Raw genomic sequence first — 16,579 nt, 5'->3', positions numbered from 1 at the left:
TGATTTCTACAATTCGGAGGAAGATTATGGGAATCTACGATCTGGATTTACAGGAATTGCCGCTTTTTGACGGGCTCAAGGCGGAAGAGGTCGACCAGTTCATCCAGGCCACAGACGCTAAAGTCAAGCGTTATGGCAGGGAGACACGGATCCTCAAGACGTATGAAAAAAATGATAAAATCGGCATCATTGCAGAAGGCACGGCGCTGGTCATCGCGGAAGACCGTTTGGGCAATGAGAGCGTCGGACACCGTTTGGAGCGCGGCGCCATTTTTGGCAGCACGACGGCCATCCTGCCCGGATACAGCAATCCGACAGCCGTCGATACGGTCACGGATGTCCTCGTGCTCTGGGTCCCCTATATGAATCTGATTGTCGCAGGACCAAAGCTCGGCCGCATTCATGGCATTGTCATGCGCAACCTGCTCATTGCCTTCTGTCGCAAAAATGTCCTGATGATGCAGAAGCTCGAACTGCTCTCGCAGAAAACCCTGCGGGAGCGCTTGATTCTTTATCTGCTGCAGAAACGCGGCTGCCAGCAGTCGGACTGCGTAAAAGTGCCGGGCCGCGTGCAGCTTGCCAAGGAACTCGAGTGCAACCGCAGCGCCCTGACGCGCGAAATCGGCCTGATGAAAGATGAGGGCCTTTTGAGCTGCGGTCCCGACTGGATGCGGCTTGATGAAGAAAAACTTCGGGAAGCGAGGTGAGCTTATGCTGAAACTGGTCTTCTCACATGTGACAAAGCAGTTTGCCGGCAAAAAAGTCATCGCGCAATTGGATGCTGAGGTGCAGGGCGGCTGTATTACCGCTGTCACAGGCACAAATGGCAGCGGCAAATCGACGCTTCTCAAAATGGCGGCCAAACTTCTTTTGCCCGATGCCGGCAAAGTCATTGCCAAGGATGGGGAACAGGAACTTTGCAAAGAGGTCTACCGCCGCCGCCTTGCCCTGGTCACGCCGGATTTTCACGTTTATCCCAAGCTCACGGCCCGAGAAAATCTTGACTTTTTTCTGGGGCTTCGGCGCAAAAAGCCGCTGTCGGATGAGGAATACCGCAGCCTGCTGGCAAGAGTGGGTCTGTCTGGGACCGTCATTGCGGGAAAATACGCGGAGCATTTCTCCACCGGCATGAAAAAAAGGCTTCATCTGGCTATCCTGCTTGGCTCAGGGGCCGATATCTGGCTGCTCGATGAACCGGGGGCCAATCTCGACGCTGAGGGAAGGACAATGGTGCGCAGGGAAGCGCGCCTGGCGGCTGACGCAGGCAAACTGGTGCTCTGGGCAACAAATGATCCGGAAGAGGAGGCACAGGCCGATGCATGCATCGCTTTATCAGGAAATTAAAACGGTTTTTCGGAAGGAATTCCGTCTCTGCCTGCGTTCGAGGTCATCATGGCTTGTCGTCATGATGTTTGCTTTGACGACGCTGGCCTGTGTCAGTCTGCTTCTGCAGGGCGACAGGCTTTCGCCGCGTCTTCTGGCTGCGCTGCTCTGGGTCATCCTGTTCTTTTCGCTGCTCGCCGGTGCCGGCCGCGGCTTTGCCGATGAAGAGCAGTCGGGGACGCTTTTGGCCCTGCAGATTTACGGCAGTTCACAGGCCGTGCTCTTTGGCAAGGGCATATTCATGGCACTTTTGCTGTTCGTTTTGGGACTGCTCATTCTGCCTGCTTACCTCATCCTCATGGACTGCGATGTCTATTCGCCGTTTCTTCTCATCCTGACACTGCTGGCCGGTACTTACGGTATGGCCATAGCCGGTACGCTGCTCTCGGCCCTGATGACCGGAGCTAAGGTGCAGAATGGCCTTTTATCCATCCTGATGCTGCCCATTATGCTGCCGGTTCTTCTGCCGGCCATCGTGCTGACGTCAGGATGTTTTTCAGGGAGTTTGACAAGTCTTTCATATCTTTGGGGCATGCTTCTGTACGATGCCATCTTGACGGTGGCTGCATCGCTGCTGTTTGATTTCCTCTGGTATGAAGACTGAATCCAAAGACTGAATCCATCGAGATGGAATGAATAGGGTATATATAGGAAGGGAGTTGAGAGGATGAAGGGATATGAGAAGGGGCTCTGGCTGTTTATTTTGCTGCTGACAGCGGGAACAGTCTATGCCGTATTTTTCGTCGTACCGCCGGCCATGGGGCTTGGCAAACTCGTACGCATCGCCTTTTTCCACATTCCGGTGGCCTGGATTTCGGTGCTGGCCTTTTTCGTCAGTGCGGTCTACGCAATCGGGTATTTGAGGCAGCCAAGCCCGCACCGCGATCTCGTCAGTGCGGCATCGGCAAAACTCGGACTCATCTTTGTCATACTGGCAACGGTCAGCGGCGCCTTTTTCTCGAAACTGACTTGGGGGGCATATTGGAACTGGGATCCGAGGCAGACGACGATTTTCGTGCTGCTGCTCATCTACGCAGCGTATCTGACGCTGCGCGCAGCTGTTCCCGAAGAAAAAAGGCGGGCGCGCGTTTCGGCAATTTATGCTCTGTTTTCCTTTTTGACCGTGCCTTTTCTCGTATTCATCATTCCCAGATTTTATTTTTCCCTGCATCCATCGCCTGTCATCAATGGCAGCGGTTCTCTTGATATGGATCCCATCATGTTCAAAGTCCTGGTGGTTTCCCTTCTCGATATGACGCTTATCTACATCGCTGCGCTGCGTCAATGCGTGAAAGCCAAAGAGGTGCATCATGAAACGTAAAATTTTTCTCATCGTACTGCTGCTGGCCTTTGTCGGCTACGCCGGCTGGAGCTTTGCCGATTCGGTCACGCCGTACGTCGGCATTAAAGAAGCTAAGGCCGCGACTTCATCGAATGTGCAGGTCAAGGGGCTGCTCGACAAAAATGCCCCGGCACCGCATATGGAGGGCAATGATTTTGTCTTTACCCTGCAGGATGAGGAGACGGGGGAGACTTTGCCTGTTCGTTATCACGGCACGAAGCCGGACCAGTTTGACGAAGCTTATCACATTGTGGCCATCGGCAAAATGCAGGACGGTATTTTCACGTCGGATAAACTGCTCATCAAATGTCCATCGAAGTATGAACAGCAGAAATAGGAACAATATGGGATGTATATGAGGTCAAGACTATGATTGGAACAATTTCACTGGCAACATCGTTATTCTTTTCCCTATTGGCGGCGCTGGCCTATGGCTATGCCATGAAGGACACGGAAGATAAGACAGCGGTACGTTATGGCCGCATCTGTTTTTCCCTGTCTTTTCTGGCTGCGGCCATTGCCTCCATCTTTCTCTGGGTGCTGATTCTCGGCGATCACTTTGAGTTTTCCTATGTCGCGAGCTACTCTTCCAAGGAACTGCCGCTGATGTATAAGATTTCGGCGTTCTGGGCCGGGCAGCAGGGTTCCCTGCTCTTGTGGCTGCTGATTCATGCCATGGCTTCCCTTTATCTCTGTTTCCGGGGCCGGATGCAGAAAGCAGGACTCATGGTTTATGCCATTTTGGAGTCTCTTTTGGCCATCCTCGTTTTGGCCAAGAGCCCCTTTGTACACGCGGCAACACTGGCGCAGGATGGCGTGGGACTCAATCCTCTGCTGCAGGACCCGTGGATGGCCGTACATCCGCCGATCATCTTTATCGGCTATGCGCTTTTGGCTGTGCCTTTTGCTTACTGCATGGGATCGCTTTTAGAAAAGTCCGGCCTGCATGTCTGGCTCGAGTCGGCCCGCAGATGGGCGCTTCTTGCCTGGGGCTTTCTCGGTGCCGGTGTCTTTGTCGGCGGCTACTGGGCGTATAAGGTGCTCGGCTGGGGCGGCTATTGGGGCTGGGACCCTGTTGAGAATTCTTCGCTTGTGCCGTGGCTGCTCGCCGGTGTCTTTGTCCATGTGCTGCATGTCGCAAAGAAGCGTCCGGCAGCGCTTTCCGTCCTGCATCTCTCTGTGATTTTCACGTTCTCGCTGGTCATCTACGGTACATTTTTGACGCGCAGCGGCATCCTTGGAGATTTTTCCGTGCATTCCTTCAGCGGTGCGAGCATCGGCATGACCTTAGCCGTGGTCAATGCCATCGTGCTCATTGGCGGTCTCTTGCTGCTCGTCCTGAAAGTCGGCAGCCTGCCGCAGGGACAGATGTATACGAGTTATAAGAGCCGCGAATTTCTGCTGCTCTTAGGCGCCCTCATTTTGACGTTTATCGCCGCAATCATCTTTATCGGCATGTCGATGCCGCTCTTAACGCAGCTTGTCGGCAGTCCGGCAGCGGTCGATACGAATTTTTACGTGCGCACGACGCTGCCGCTCGCAATTGTCATGTGCCTTGTTATGGGCGTGGCGGGGCTTTGGCGCTACGGAGGGCAGGAAACCTGCGCCAAATCGATTCCGGCCCTCATTTTGCTGGTACTCGGCCTGGCTGCGGCGTTTCTCGCCGGCGTGCGCAGCATCGGCCTGCTGCTCCTCTCTGCCTTTGCGGCGTTCCTGTTCGGGGCCTCGTTTGCCAGCTGGAAGAGAGGGATGCTGCGCGGCGGCGCTCTGATCGCGCATGCAGGCGTCGGACTGGCTCTTTTTGCCATGGTGCTCTCGGGCGGCGCCAGTCAGTCGCTTTCGCAGGAATTCAAGCCTGGTGATTCTGTAAACATCGCCGGCTACACCGTGCAGTATGAAGGACAGTCCTTTGCGGATGACGGCACGGCCAAGTATTACCGCTACCTCGTCGATGGCAGCGAAGTGCAGGCCCTGACGAAACTTCATAAAAACGGCGAGGACGCCGCGCGCGAGCCGGCCATTGCCCATACCATCACGGGCGATATTTACATCGCGCCGACGCCGCCTAAAAATACGGGGCGCATGGAGCTCATTCTCAAGAAAGGGCGCATGGAAATGGGCGATATCTTCGCTTATCGCTATGACGATGTCACGATGGAGAATCAGCCCGATGGCAAACTTTTGGTGACGGCGTCGATTGCCGTCACGGATGGCGAAAAAGTCGAGCATGTCCAGCCGACTATTCTGGCCACGGCGGATGGCGGCACTTCTGAGCCGATTCCGATTTTTGACGGGAAAAAGCGCATCCGCCTGACGGGCATATCGGGCAACGACTCGCAGGCACGTCTCGAGATCCTGCCGTCTGTTGAGGAAGAATCCCAGACTGCCGTGACGGCAGCGGTCAGCACGAAGCCGTTCATCTATCTGCTCTGGATTGGCGCTGTAGCGGCAGCGCTTGGCTGCTTTGCGGCGATACCATCTGCCAATATTCACAGAAATTTATGAAACGATAAATAATATTTACAAAGGCGTTGCTGAGGCAACGCCTTCTTTGTTTTAATGATGATATAATAATAGCAAATAAGGCGTAGTAAGAGAGAGGAGGGGGACCAGAGTGGAGTTCAAGGAATTATTTCAGAAACATACCTTGGCCTGCCTGGCCGGCGGTTTCGTCATTGGCGTCGCCGTCTGCGGCATAGGCTCAGCTGCCATGGCATTTTCGGGCTCGCCGGCTTTCTGCGGTGCATGCCACGCGATGAAGAGCGAGCAGGCGACCTTTGCGATGTCTTCGCACCGTTCACTGGAATGCACGGACTGCCACCTGCCGCACGACAACGCCGTACATTACATGTTTGAGAAGGGGCGCACGGGCATGATCGATACGTATCATGAAGTGCTGCGTGACTATCCTGCCCACATCAAGATTTCGGCTCAGGGCAGACAGACCGTCAATGACAACTGCCTGCGCTGCCATTCGACGACGATGGGCAATGTCCATGCCGATGTCGGGGTAAATCTCGACACGGGCGGTGACTGTCTCAAGTGCCACAGCAGTATCGCACATGGTTCGAATCATCTCGAAGGGGGGATAAAAGTTGAGTAAGCTACAGAAGATATTGACGGGAATCATAGCTGTCTGCGTTGTATTCTTTGGCTTTGTCGTCGTCCGCATCGTCGCGGCGCCGAACGACAACAGTGTCAAGCTCGCTAAGATTCCCCAGGAAAAACAGCTCGGCAAGGAAGCGTACAAGGATGCCTATCCGCTTGAGTACAATTCGTTCATGAAGAACAATGATACCTCGCCGTCGCCGACCGGATACGGCGGTGCACAGGAAGGCAATTCTCACCTGACCGAGCAGCCGGAGATGCTTGAGAACTTCAAGGGCTACAAATTCGCCCTGCAGTACGATGATGACCGCGGCCATACGTATGCCGGCGAGGATTTCAAGAACACGAAACGCCTGCCGGGCCAGAAGGGCAACTGCATCACCTGCAAGAGCTCGTACATGTATGATGTCTACTACAAACAGAGCGGCTGGGATTACGCTTCGAAGCCTGTCGAAGAAGTCATGGCTCCGATTGAAGATGACCAGTGGTTCGGCTGCTCGACCTGCCATGACCCTGAGACCATGGAACTGCGCGTCTATCAGCAGGGCTTCATCGACTCGATGGCCCGCCGCGGCATTGATGTGAACAACGCTTCGCACAATGACAAGCGCGCTTATGTCTGCGCACAGTGCCACAATGAGTACTACTTCACGAAGGAAGACGGCCGCGTCAACCATCCGTTCGACAATGGCCTCGATGCCGAATCCGAGTATCAGTTCTATCAGTCCGGTCAGGCCGGCGGCTTCACGCAGGACTGGATTCATGCCGACTCCAAGGCACCGATGCTCAAAGCACAGCATCCGGACTTTGAGGCGTGGGCAACGAGTGTCCATGCCGATGCCGGTGTCACCTGCGTTGACTGCCATATGCCGTACATGAGAGAGAACGGCCAGAAATACACGTCGCACTGGATGACGAACCCGCTCAAGACTCCGGAAGAGTCCTGCCTCAAATGCCATGACGAGAGCGCTGAGACCCTCAAGGCCCGCGTTCAGACGATTGGCGACAACACGTTCAAGCTCCAGCGCATTGCCGGACAGACCGTCGCTCAGGCCCATAAGACCATCAAGGCTGCTATGGATGCCGGCGCTACGGATGAACAGCTCACAGAATCCCGCCAGCTCGTCCGCGAAGCCCAGTGGTACTGGGATTGGGTCGCTGCCGAGAACAGCATGGGCTTCCATAACCCAGATAAGATCATGCGCACGCTCGGACTCTCGATTGACAAAGCACATCAGTGCATCGAGAAGACGAACGCCGTCATGAAAGGCAGTCTCTAAAATCTGGTTTTCCCAATTAAGTCAACCCATAGATACCATAAAAAGTCAGCTCATTTATGTGAGCTGACTTTTTAGTTCATAGATATGCAAAGCTCTCAACAAAGGTAGTTCCTGTTGAGGGTTTTCTTTGCATATTTATGTTCTGTTGCGGTGTATATATACTATGGCGTTTTGCAGGAGGTTTTCTGTTATGGTAGAATTAAATCTATATATAGAATCGTTATGAATTATGTTTTTAGAGATGAAGTGTATGGAAAAAGTCAAATTTATGGATGTGCCGGATGAAGAGGCCAGCCGGCTTTATCTGACGACTATTGGCGAATTGGAAACGGAGCCTGGACAAACTTATGGACCCGGCGTGCGGTCGTATTATCTTTTGCATTACATCCTCAAAGGCAGGGGAACATTTCAGGTCAATGGCATGACGTACGAGCTGCATGCAGGGCAGGGCTTTTTGATTGCACCGGACTATGAGACAACTTACTGCAGTGATGAAGAGGAGCCCTGGAGCTATATCTGGGTCGGCGCAGCCGGAGAGGAGATGGAGTATCTTCTCAGCGAACTCGGGCTTTCGCAGAAGAATCCGATTTTTGAATGCAGCCGGCCGGAGCTGCTCGTGGACTGTGTTCACGAAATGCTGAATCACCGCCAGCAGACCTCGTCGGATCATTATTACCGTTTGAGCAGCCTTTACCGCTTTATTGCCATATTGAGTGAGGAAGGGCAGGCCCATCAGCTGCCTGTAAGCGGCAATTCGTATGTTGTCCACGTCATGGAATATGTGCGTCATCATCTGCATGAGCATATGAATACGGCTGATATCGCCGCAACGATGAACCTAAACCGCAGTTATTTAAGCAGCCTGTTCCGCAGCAAGACGGGCATGACGCTGCAGAATTATATCCAGACCTGCCGCATGACGCGGGCCAAATACCTGCTTGAGAGCACAAAACTTTCGATTGCAAGCATCGCGGCTTCGTGCGGCTACGAAAAAAGCGACTCGCTGAACCGCATTTTTCGCAAGGCATATGGCATGGGCCCTGCCGATTACCGCAAGCATTTCCTTGAGAGCCAGCGCCAGAAACGTCAGCAGCCGAAAAATGGGTAAAAAAAGAGAGCCTGCACATCGCATGCCGACTCGAATGAGGGAAAAATATAAGGGGAGATGGATGAGGGGGGAGTTGACGTGTCAACTCAATCAATCCATCTGTCTTTAATCATATAGCGTTTTGAACGAAAGGGCAATCCAATCTTGTTGGAAGAATCACTCCATTTGTTGGGTTGTTCTTTTATTTTTTCGCTGCTTCTTCCGGGCGAATGTAGGTGCCGCTTTTGCCGCCGGATTTCTTTTCGAGATGGATGTACTCGATTTCCATGCCTTTGTCAAGGGCTTTGCACATGTCGTAAACGGTCAGCAAAGCTACGCTGACGGCATGGAGCGCTTCCATCTCAACACCTGTCTGCCCCGTGACTTTGACCGTCGCACGTGCTTCAACGGCGGATTCTTCCGGCAGCATGGTGAAATCGACGCTGCATTTTGCAATCGGCAGGGGGTGGCAGAGCGGAATGACCGAGCTTGTATTTTTAGCGGCCATGATGCCGGCGATGCGTGCCGTGCCGAGTACATCGCCCTTCTTGGCCGTGCCTTCTTCGATGGCCTTATAAACGGCTTCATTGACGCGGATGCGCCCAGAAGCGACAGCCGTGCGGCTTGTCTCTTTCTTTTCGCTGACATCGACCATGATGGCCTGTCCGTGCTGGTCAAAATGCGTGAGTCCGTTTGTATATGTCATAAAATCATCCTTTTCGTTTGTATCATCATTATGAAAAAGTCAGGCCAAGCGGCCTGACTTTATTTTATCATATTTTAGGGGATAAATATGTGGCAATCAGCACTTGATGCCCGAGCCTTTGCGGTCGTAGAAGTACCACGTGATGACAATCGTGCTGACCATGAAGGCAATCAGGATGTAGAACGCCATGTAAACATTGCCGTAAGCAGCATACGACCAGCCGAAGAGTTTCGGAATCAGGAAAGCGCCGTAAGCGGCAATGGCAGCCGTGAAGCCCGTGACGAGCGAAGACTTGCCGCCATCCTTGAAGATGTACGGAATCATGCGGAACGAGGCGCCGTTGACAAAGCCCGTCGTCAGGAACAGCAGCAGGAACGAAGCAAAGAACATGACGAAATTGTGGGCCTGCAGGCCGAGCAGGCTGACGACAGCCGCGATGACCATGATAACGAGGGAAATAAGCGTGACGCGGGAGCCGCAGTTGATTTTATCGGAGAGCCAGCCGCCGACCGGACGGATGCCGGCGCCGATGAACGGTCCGAGGAAGGCAGCCATCGAGAACGAGACTTCCGGGAATTCTTTGGAAACGAGCAGGCCAAGGGCTGCCGAGAAGCCGATGAAGGAACCGAAGCCGCAGGTGTAAATCCAGCACATGAGCCACGTGTGCTTATTGCCGAAAATCGAGAACATGGCTTTCGGGTTCGGCTTTGGCATCGGCAGGTTATCCATGAATTTCCAGATGAGTACGAGCGTCAAAGCCGTTGGGATGATCCAGAAGTAGCAGACGTTCTGCACGTAAAGGCCGTTGACGCCGGGGCCGAAGAGACCGGAAAGGTTCCAGCCGAGCAGCAGCGGAGCCGTGAGGTAAATCAGCGAAACACCGAGGTTGCCGACGCCGGCATTGATGCCGAGGGCCAGGCCTTTTTCACGCATCGGGAAGAAAAAGCCGATGTTGGCCATCGAAGCGGAGAAGTTGGCGCCGGCGATGCCGATGAACGAGACGAGGATGACGAACGTATCATAGGACGTCGTCGGGTCCTGCAGGGCACGGCCGAGACCGAAGAGCGGGAAGAGCAGCAGGGCCGTCGTGATGAAAGCCGAGTTGCGGCCGCCGATGAGGCCCGGCAGATACGTGTAGAAAAGGCGGCCCGTTGCACCGACAAGGCCCGGCAGGGCTGCAAGCGTGAAGAGCTGGTCAGCCGAGAAATTGAAGCCGACGGCGTTGAGCTTCGCGGCAATCGTGGCCCAGAGCGTCCAGACTACGAAGGAAAGGACGAGTGCCCAGGTCGAGGTATAGAGGTTTTCCTTGGCAATCTTCTTGCCAAACTTTTCCCAGAAGGCCGTGTCCTCCGGCTGCCAGTTCGCCAGAATTTCTTTGCGCGTGGGATTGGGACCCAGTTTCTTGAGTACGGATGTTTCTGCCATGTTAACTCTCCTTTAGTATCGAATCATAAACATCACAAATAAGCAATAAAAAACGATAAGCTCTTTGTCACATTATAGAGGAGATACCTCAAATAATCTGTAAAAAAAATCACGCCGTTTGTAACAAATATCACGGCATGGATTAAAACTTTACCGTATGCTAAGCAGGAACGTTGTATTTTAACAAGAATATATATAACTAGTGTTGTATGAAAGATATACAACAGATGGATTACAGCATCAGAAAGTGCAGATTGTAGCGTTGATTTATATCATTTGAAGAAAAGGGGCTGTCGTTGGTATGGAAGAAAGCAAGACAAAAAATCAGGAAAAGATGGAGTCATTGGTGCGCCATTTTTATGAGATTCCGGGCAAGGTCATCATGCTGCACGATGGCGAGTACCTCTTTCATGAGGGCGATACGGCGTGTTATTTCTATATTGTGCGGTCAGGACAGATTTTCATCACGAAATACGCGATGTCGGGCCGCGTGCTGTCGCTGCGCCTTGCGTCGCGCGGCAGTCTCATTGGCGAACTGCCGCTTTACGAGAAAAAGCCGGTGTACATCTTCAATGCCGTGGCGCAGAGTGCCGCCGAGGTCTATGCCATTGAATTCCCTGTGCTGCAGAGCTATCTCGAGAAGAAACCGGCTTTGGCGATCAATCTTCTGAAGGTCATGGGGGCGCATATGCGCAAGCAGCATTCGAAATTCCGTGACCTGCTGCTCTACGGCAAGAAAGGAGCTCTCTACTCCACGCTCATCCGCCTGGCAAACAGCTATGGCAAGGAGACGGACGGCGGCATCCTCATTTCCGTGCCGCTGACGAATCAGGAACTTGCCAATTACTCCGCCACGGCCCGCGAAAGCCTCAACCGCATGCTCAGCGAGCTGCGGCGAGCCGATATCATTGAATACCGCGGTCATCTGATCTTCATCAAGGACATCGATTATCTCAAACAGGCCATTCAGTGTGAGAATTGCGGCAGGGAAATCTGCAACATCGAGTAAAATAAACTGAAACACGAAGAAATATCTGCTGAAAATCACCTCAGCAGATATTTTTTTGCTGAAAAGTAGATACAGTGATGTTTATCACATGAGTGGGAGAAAGAATAAGATAAAATGAGATACAACAGGAGGGTGATGACGTGAGCAATATCTTTAAAAAATGGAAGCATCTCATCCCGGTGGAAAAATCGGCGACGGGACATCAGGAATTTTTTGAAGGCGGCCGCGAATGGGAAGATACCTACCGCAACCGCTGGTCTTTTGACAAATGCGTGCATTCGACGCATGGCGTCAACTGCACGGGTTCGTGCTGCTGGAATATTTATGTCAAGAACGGTCTCGTAGCTTGGGAAAATCAGGAACACAATTACCCGGAGACGGGTCCTGACATGCCGGACTTTGAGCCGCGCGGCTGCCCCCGCGGTTCGACGTTCTCGTGGTATCTCTACAGCCCGCACCGCATCAAGTATCCGTATCTGCGCGGCGAGCTGGCAAATCTCTGGCGCAAGGCCCGCAAGGAGCACAAGACGGCTCTTGAAGCCTGGCAGAGCATCGCCAATGACCCCGCCAAGACGAAGCAGTATAAGGAAGCACGCGGCAAGGGCGGCTTTGTGCGCTCGAGCTGGGATGAAGTATCGGAACTCGTCGCTTCTTCGCTGCTGCACACGGCTACGAAATACGGCCCGGACCGCAACTTTGCGTTTGCCGTCATTCCGGCCAAGTCGATGATGTCGTATGCGGCCGGTGCGCGCTTCATGCAGCTCATGGGCGGCGCAGCTCTGTCTTTCTACGACTGGTATGCCGACCTGCCGCCGGCAAGCCCGCAGATTTGGGGCGACCAGACGGATGTGCCGGAATCCTCGGACTGGTTCAATGCCGGCTACATCATCACGTGGGGTTCGAACGTGCCGCTGACGCGTACGCCGGACGCCCATTTCCTTACGGAAGCACGCTATAAGGGCACGAAGGTCGTCTCGATTGCACCGGACTATGCCGAATCGACGACCGTGGCGGATACGTGGATTTCTTTGAAAGTCGGCAGCGATGCAGCGTTTGCCATGGCTATGGGCCATGTCATCCTCAACGAGTATTATTGGGGCGAGCCTGCCGAGTTCTTCACGGAATACACGCGCCATTACACGGATTTCCCGTTCCTCGTACGCCTTGACGCGCGCAAGGACGGCAGCTATGAGTCGGGCCGTTTCCTTAACGGCAAAGACATGGGCCGCGATGACAAACACGCGGAATTCAAGCACTATGTCATCGATGAGCTCACGGGCAAACTCGTCGTTCCGAACGGCACGATGGGCGACCGCTGGGACAACAACAAGAAATGGAATCTGCGCGAGGAAGACCGCGATACGGGCGAGAAAATCGTGCCGCAGCTTTCGGTATTCGGCAAATTCGATGAAATCGTCGAAGTCGAGTTCCCGTATTTCGGCAATGAGCGCGAGGAGCGCATCATCCACCGCAGTGTGCCGGCAAAACGCATCAAGACGAAGGATGGCGAAGTCCTCGTCACGACGGTTTACGATCTGACGCTTGCCAATTACGCCATTGACCGCGGCCTCGGCGGCGAATGCGCATCCTCTTATGAAGACGATGTGCCGTATACGCCGAAATGGCAGGAAAAATACACGGGTGTGCCGGCTGAGACCTGCATCCATACGGCCCGTGAATTTGCCGACAATGCTATCAAGACAAAGGGCAAAACGATGGTCATCATGGGCGGCGGCATTAACCACTGGTTCCATGCCGATATCGTCTACCGCACCATTTTGAACCTGCTGCTCTTTACGGGTTCTGAGGGCCGCAACGGCGGCGGCTGGGCTCATTATGTCGGCCAGGAAAAACTGCGTCCGGCAGAGGGCTGGGCCCGCGTCATGACGGCTACGGACTGGCAGGCTTCGCCGCGTCTGCAGAATTCGACTTCCTTCTATTATTTTGCGACGGACCAGTGGCGCAGCGACGAGATCGATATGCAGGATCTCGTTTCGCCGATGGAAAAACCGCGCTACCGCCATGCGGCTGACTACAACGTCATGGCTGCCCGCCTCGGCTGGCTGCCATCGTACCCGACCTTCCATAAGGGCGGCCAGCAGCTGACGGATGAGGCAAAGAAACAGGGGATGGACGTTAAGAAGTACGTCGTACAGTCCCTCAAGGACAAGAGCCTGCACTTTGCGGCGGAGGACCCGGATGCACCGGAGAATTTCCCGCGCAATCTCTTTGTTTGGACGGCCAATCTCTTAGGCTCTTCCGCGAAGGGCAACGATTTCTTCAATAAATATCTGCTCGGTACAGAGCATACGGTGTTTGCCGAAGAGGAAGGCCCGACGCGTCCGACGGAAATCAAATGGCGTGAACAGGAAGAACTCAAAAAGCCGGGCGGCGCTGCCGAGGGCAAGCTTGACCTGCTCATCGACATCGACTTCCGCATGGCAGGCACGGCTCTTTACTCCGACGTTGTGCTGCCAACGGCTACATGGTACGAGAAAGATGATATCTCCTCGACGGATATGCATCCGTTTGTGCATCCGTTCCAAGCGGCAGTCAATCCGCTCTGGGAAGCCAAGAGCGACTGGGATGTGTTCCGCACGCTCGCGGGAGCTGTCTCAAAAGTAGCAAAAGAGGCCAATCTCAAGCCGTATGAAGATATCGTCGCCGTGCCAATCGGCCACGACAGCGAGGGCGAGACGGCACAGCCTGAGGGCATCATTCGCGACTGGAGCAAGGGCGAATGTGAGCCAATTCCGGGCAAGACGATGCCGGGCCTCGTACCCGTAACGCGCGACTACACGAAGACGTATGAGAAGTGGATTGCCCTCGGACCGAATGTCTCGAAGAAGATGGGCTCGCTTGCGATGACCTGGGATTCTTCGGCTGAATACGAGGAAATTCGCCGCCGCAACGGTGTCATCGAGAACAAGGACTACATTTCCTACGGCATGCCGTCGATTTACGACGCACGTCAGGCCGTTGAGGCCGTTATGGGTCTTTCGACGACAACGAACGGCAAGGTCGCAGTCAAGGCTTTCAAGAGTCTTGATGAAAAAACAGGCCTTACCAATCTCGAGCATCTTGCCAAGGACCGCGAGAGCGAGCGTTTTACGTTCGACGAGATTGCCGCACAGCCGAAGGAGACAATCACGTCGCCGACGTTCACGGGCAGCAATCAGGGCCGCCGCTATACGCCGTTTACGACGAATATCGAAGAACTCGTACCGTTCCGCACGGTCACGGGCCGTCAGTCCTTCTATCTCGACCATCAGATGATTCGCGAATACGGCGAGACCATGGCGACGTTTAAGCCGATCCTCGACTACCGTCCGATTAAGAATCTTTTGGGCGGCGCGAAGGAAATCACGCTGAAGTATTTGACGCCGCATAACAAATGGTCGACGCATTCCATGTACTTTGACAGCCAGCAGCTTTTGACGCTGTTCCGCGGCGGCCAGACGGTCTGGATGAGCGAGAAGGATGCACAGGAAATCGGCGTGCGCGACAATGACTGGATTGAACTTTACAACCATAACGGCGTTGTCACGTCGCGTGTCGCTGTTTCGCCGCGCATCCCGCAGGGCACGGTCTTCATGCACCATGCCCAGGACCGCCACATCAATGTGCCGGCCTCGAAGATCACGGGCACGCGCAGCGGCACGCACAATACGCCGACGCGCATCCACATGAAACCGACACATATGATCGGCGGCTATGGCCAGCTCAGCTATGGCTTCAATTATTACGGACCAACGGGCAACCAGCGCGATATGTACGTTGTCGTGCGCAAGATGCAGGGGGAGGTTGACTGGCTTGAAGATTAAAGCACAAGTTTCCATGGTCTTAAATCTTGATAAGTGTCTTGGCTGCCATACGTGCTCCATCACTTGCAAGAATGTCTGGACCAACCGCGAAGGCGCGGAATACATGTATTTCAATAATGTAGAGACGAAGCCGGGCATCGGCTATCCGAAAAACTGGGAAGACCAGGAAAAATGGAAGGGCGGCTGGAAACTCGGCAAGGACGGCAAGCTTTCGCTGCGCACGGGCTCGAAGCCGGAACGTCTCCTGAAGCTCTTCTATCATCCGGATCAGCCGGAGATGGACGATTACTATGAGCCCTGGACGTATGATTACGAGACGCTGATTCATTCGAAGCGCCGCAACCATCAGCCGATTGCGCGCCCGCGTTCGCTGATTACGAACAAGCGCATGGAAATCAAATGGGGCCCGAACTGGGAAGACGACCTTGCCAATGGCGAATCGGCCCGCAAGGACGTCAACCTCAAGAATATGGCCGGCGATGTCATGCTGGAGTTCCACGACCTCTTCATGAAATATCTGCCGCGTCTCTGCAACCACTGCCTGAATCCGGCCTGCGTCGCTGCCTGCCCATCCGGCGCCATCTACAAGCGCGAAGAAGACGGTGTCGTGCTCGTCTCGCAGGACGGCTGCCGCGGCTGGCGTCACTGTGTACCGGCCTGCCCGTACAAGAAGGTTTATTTCAATTGGAAGACGAATAAGGCCGAGAAATGCATTTTCTGCTTCCCGCGCCTTGAGAACGGCCTGCCGACGATTTGCTCGGATACCTGTGTCGGCCGTATGCGCTACATGGGCGTGCTGCTCTACGATATGGATAAGGTCGTGGCTGCGGCTTCGACGCGCGACAAGGGCGAGATTTATCATCAGGTGCTCGATGTCATCGCGGACCCGAATGACCCCGATGTCATTGCCTCGGCCCGCAAAGAGGGCATTTCGGAGCAGTGGCTGCAGGCTGCGCAGAATTCGCCGGTTTATAAGATTGTCAAAGAATGGCAGCTTGGCCTGCCTCTGCATCCGGAATTCCGCACGCTGCCGATGGTCTGGTACGTACCGCCCCTTTCGCCGATTACGCGGCGCGTCGAGGCAGACTGCTACCTGCCGGAGGCCGATGAGATGCGCATTCCGATTGCCTATCTCGCCGAGATTTTCGCAGCCGGCAATACGGCTGTCATGACGCGCACGCTGCAGCGCCTGCTCGATATGCGTTATGTCATGCGTGCCAAGACGACGGATGACGATCTGCCGTCACATCTCGAGTTCACCCCGGAGGTCTACGAAAAGATGTTCCGCCTGCTCGGTATTGCCAAGTACAAGGACCGCTTCAACATCCCTGCAGGCATTCAGGGCAAGAGCCATGGCGAAATGCGCAAAGATCAGGGCGGCGGCTGCTACACCTGCCCGGGCGGGGGGTGCTGAT

At 54.3% G+C, this 16,579-nt stretch carries 14 protein-coding genes; 12 read left to right on the top strand and 2 right to left on the bottom strand.

Annotated elements, in window-relative coordinates; all coding sequences use genetic code 11:
• The first annotated feature begins 26 nt into the window (after positions 1-26).
• The 9 genes from ACE419_RS02985 (at position 27) to ACE419_RS02945 (ending at position 8,221) form a co-directional block, all read left to right on the top strand.
• Positions 27-707 (top strand): Crp/Fnr family transcriptional regulator, encoded by a 681-nt coding sequence (locus ACE419_RS02985; RefSeq protein ID WP_435720937.1) that lies wholly within the window; start codon positions 27-29, stop codon positions 705-707.
• Between the two features lie 4 nt (positions 708-711).
• Positions 712-1,344 (top strand): ABC transporter ATP-binding protein, encoded by a 633-nt coding sequence (locus tag ACE419_RS02980; protein WP_432646264.1) that lies wholly within the window; start codon positions 712-714, stop codon positions 1,342-1,344.
• Entirely contained in the window at positions 1,316-1,987 is a 672-nt protein-coding gene (locus ACE419_RS02975) for a heme exporter protein CcmB (RefSeq protein WP_432646263.1), read from the top strand. The genes ACE419_RS02980 and ACE419_RS02975 overlap by 29 nt, the downstream gene beginning before the upstream one ends.
• Before the next feature lie 63 nt (positions 1,988-2,050).
• On the top strand, positions 2,051-2,704 hold the full coding sequence (locus ACE419_RS02970; protein ID WP_435720936.1) for a cytochrome c biogenesis protein: 654 nt from the start codon (positions 2,051-2,053) through the stop codon (positions 2,702-2,704).
• On the top strand, positions 2,694-3,062 hold the full coding sequence (locus ACE419_RS02965; protein ID WP_432646261.1) for a cytochrome c maturation protein CcmE domain-containing protein: 369 nt from the start codon (positions 2,694-2,696) through the stop codon (positions 3,060-3,062). Before ACE419_RS02970 ends, ACE419_RS02965 begins: the two co-directional genes overlap by 11 nt.
• Positions 3,063-3,094: 32 nt before the next feature.
• Positions 3,095-5,230: a cytochrome c biogenesis protein CcsA gene (gene ccsA / locus ACE419_RS02960; RefSeq protein WP_432646260.1), complete on the top strand. Its 2,136-nt coding sequence runs from the start codon at positions 3,095-3,097 to the stop codon at positions 5,228-5,230.
• A 109-nt stretch (positions 5,231-5,339) separates the two neighbouring features.
• Positions 5,340-5,828, top strand: a complete 489-nt coding sequence (locus tag ACE419_RS02955) for a cytochrome c3 family protein (RefSeq protein ID WP_432646259.1) — start codon at positions 5,340-5,342, stop codon at positions 5,826-5,828.
• Positions 5,821-7,113 carry an ammonia-forming cytochrome c nitrite reductase subunit c552 gene (locus ACE419_RS02950; RefSeq protein ID WP_295631217.1) on the top strand — a complete coding sequence of 431 codons (1,293 nt, stop codon included), beginning with the start codon at positions 5,821-5,823 and terminating at the stop codon, positions 7,111-7,113. Before ACE419_RS02955 ends, ACE419_RS02950 begins: the two co-directional genes overlap by 8 nt.
• 250 nt (positions 7,114-7,363) lie before the next feature.
• Entirely contained in the window at positions 7,364-8,221 is an 858-nt protein-coding gene (locus ACE419_RS02945) for an AraC family transcriptional regulator (protein WP_435720935.1), read from the top strand.
• A 181-nt stretch (positions 8,222-8,402) separates the two neighbouring features.
• Here the strand turns inward: ACE419_RS02945 and moaC are convergent, their stop codons facing one another.
• Both moaC and ACE419_RS02935 read right to left on the bottom strand, forming a co-directional pair.
• On the bottom strand, positions 8,403-8,906 hold the full coding sequence (gene moaC, locus ACE419_RS02940; protein WP_432646256.1) for a cyclic pyranopterin monophosphate synthase MoaC: 504 nt from the start codon (positions 8,904-8,906) through the stop codon (positions 8,403-8,405).
• A 96-nt stretch (positions 8,907-9,002) separates the two neighbouring features.
• Positions 9,003-10,331 (bottom strand): MFS transporter, encoded by a 1,329-nt coding sequence (locus ACE419_RS02935; RefSeq protein WP_432646255.1) that lies wholly within the window; start codon positions 10,329-10,331, stop codon positions 9,003-9,005.
• A gap of 301 nt (positions 10,332-10,632) precedes the next feature.
• Here ACE419_RS02935 and ACE419_RS02930 point away from each other — a divergent pair, with 301 nt between their 5' ends.
• The 3 genes from ACE419_RS02930 to narH all read left to right on the top strand — a co-directional run bounded on the left by ACE419_RS02930 (position 10,633) and on the right by narH (position 16,578).
• A complete protein-coding gene (locus ACE419_RS02930; RefSeq protein ID WP_435720934.1) occupies positions 10,633-11,340 on the top strand; it encodes a Crp/Fnr family transcriptional regulator in 708 nt (235 codons plus the stop codon).
• A gap of 140 nt (positions 11,341-11,480) precedes the next feature.
• Positions 11,481-15,164: a nitrate reductase subunit alpha gene (locus ACE419_RS02925; RefSeq protein ID WP_435720933.1), complete on the top strand. Its 3,684-nt coding sequence runs from the start codon at positions 11,481-11,483 to the stop codon at positions 15,162-15,164.
• Positions 15,154-16,578: a nitrate reductase subunit beta gene (gene narH / locus ACE419_RS02920; protein WP_435720932.1), complete on the top strand. Its 1,425-nt coding sequence runs from the start codon at positions 15,154-15,156 to the stop codon at positions 16,576-16,578. Before ACE419_RS02925 ends, narH begins: the two co-directional genes overlap by 11 nt.
• Position 16,579 lies beyond the last annotated feature (1 nt).

The sequence above is a fragment of the Mitsuokella apri genome, from assembly GCF_047974105.1.
GTDB lineage: Bacteria > Bacillota > Negativicutes > Selenomonadales > Selenomonadaceae > Mitsuokella.
This window is presented reverse-complemented; position numbering and strand designations above follow the sequence as displayed.

Excerpts from the sequence above, each read along its gene's own strand:
- ACE419_RS02985 (WP_435720937.1), top strand. The coding sequence starts at position 27 with ATGGGAATCTACGATCTGGATTTACAGGAATTGCCGCTTTTTGACGGG.
- ACE419_RS02980 (WP_432646264.1), top strand. The coding sequence starts at position 712 with ATGCTGAAACTGGTCTTCTCACATGTGACAAAGCAGTTTGCCGGCAAA.
- ACE419_RS02975 (WP_432646263.1), top strand. The coding sequence starts at position 1,316 with ATGCATGCATCGCTTTATCAGGAAATTAAAACGGTTTTTCGGAAGGAA.
- ACE419_RS02970 (WP_435720936.1), top strand. The coding sequence starts at position 2,051 with ATGAAGGGATATGAGAAGGGGCTCTGGCTGTTTATTTTGCTGCTGACA.
- ACE419_RS02965 (WP_432646261.1), top strand. The coding sequence starts at position 2,694 with ATGAAACGTAAAATTTTTCTCATCGTACTGCTGCTGGCCTTTGTCGGC.
- ccsA (WP_432646260.1), top strand. The coding sequence starts at position 3,095 with ATGATTGGAACAATTTCACTGGCAACATCGTTATTCTTTTCCCTATTG.
- ACE419_RS02945 (WP_435720935.1), top strand. The coding sequence starts at position 7,364 with ATGGAAAAAGTCAAATTTATGGATGTGCCGGATGAAGAGGCCAGCCGG.
- moaC (WP_432646256.1), bottom strand. The coding sequence starts at position 8,906 with ATGACATATACAAACGGACTCACGCATTTTGACCAGCACGGACAGGCC.
- ACE419_RS02935 (WP_432646255.1), bottom strand. The coding sequence starts at position 10,331 with ATGGCAGAAACATCCGTACTCAAGAAACTGGGTCCCAATCCCACGCGC.
- ACE419_RS02930 (WP_435720934.1), top strand. The coding sequence starts at position 10,633 with ATGGAAGAAAGCAAGACAAAAAATCAGGAAAAGATGGAGTCATTGGTG.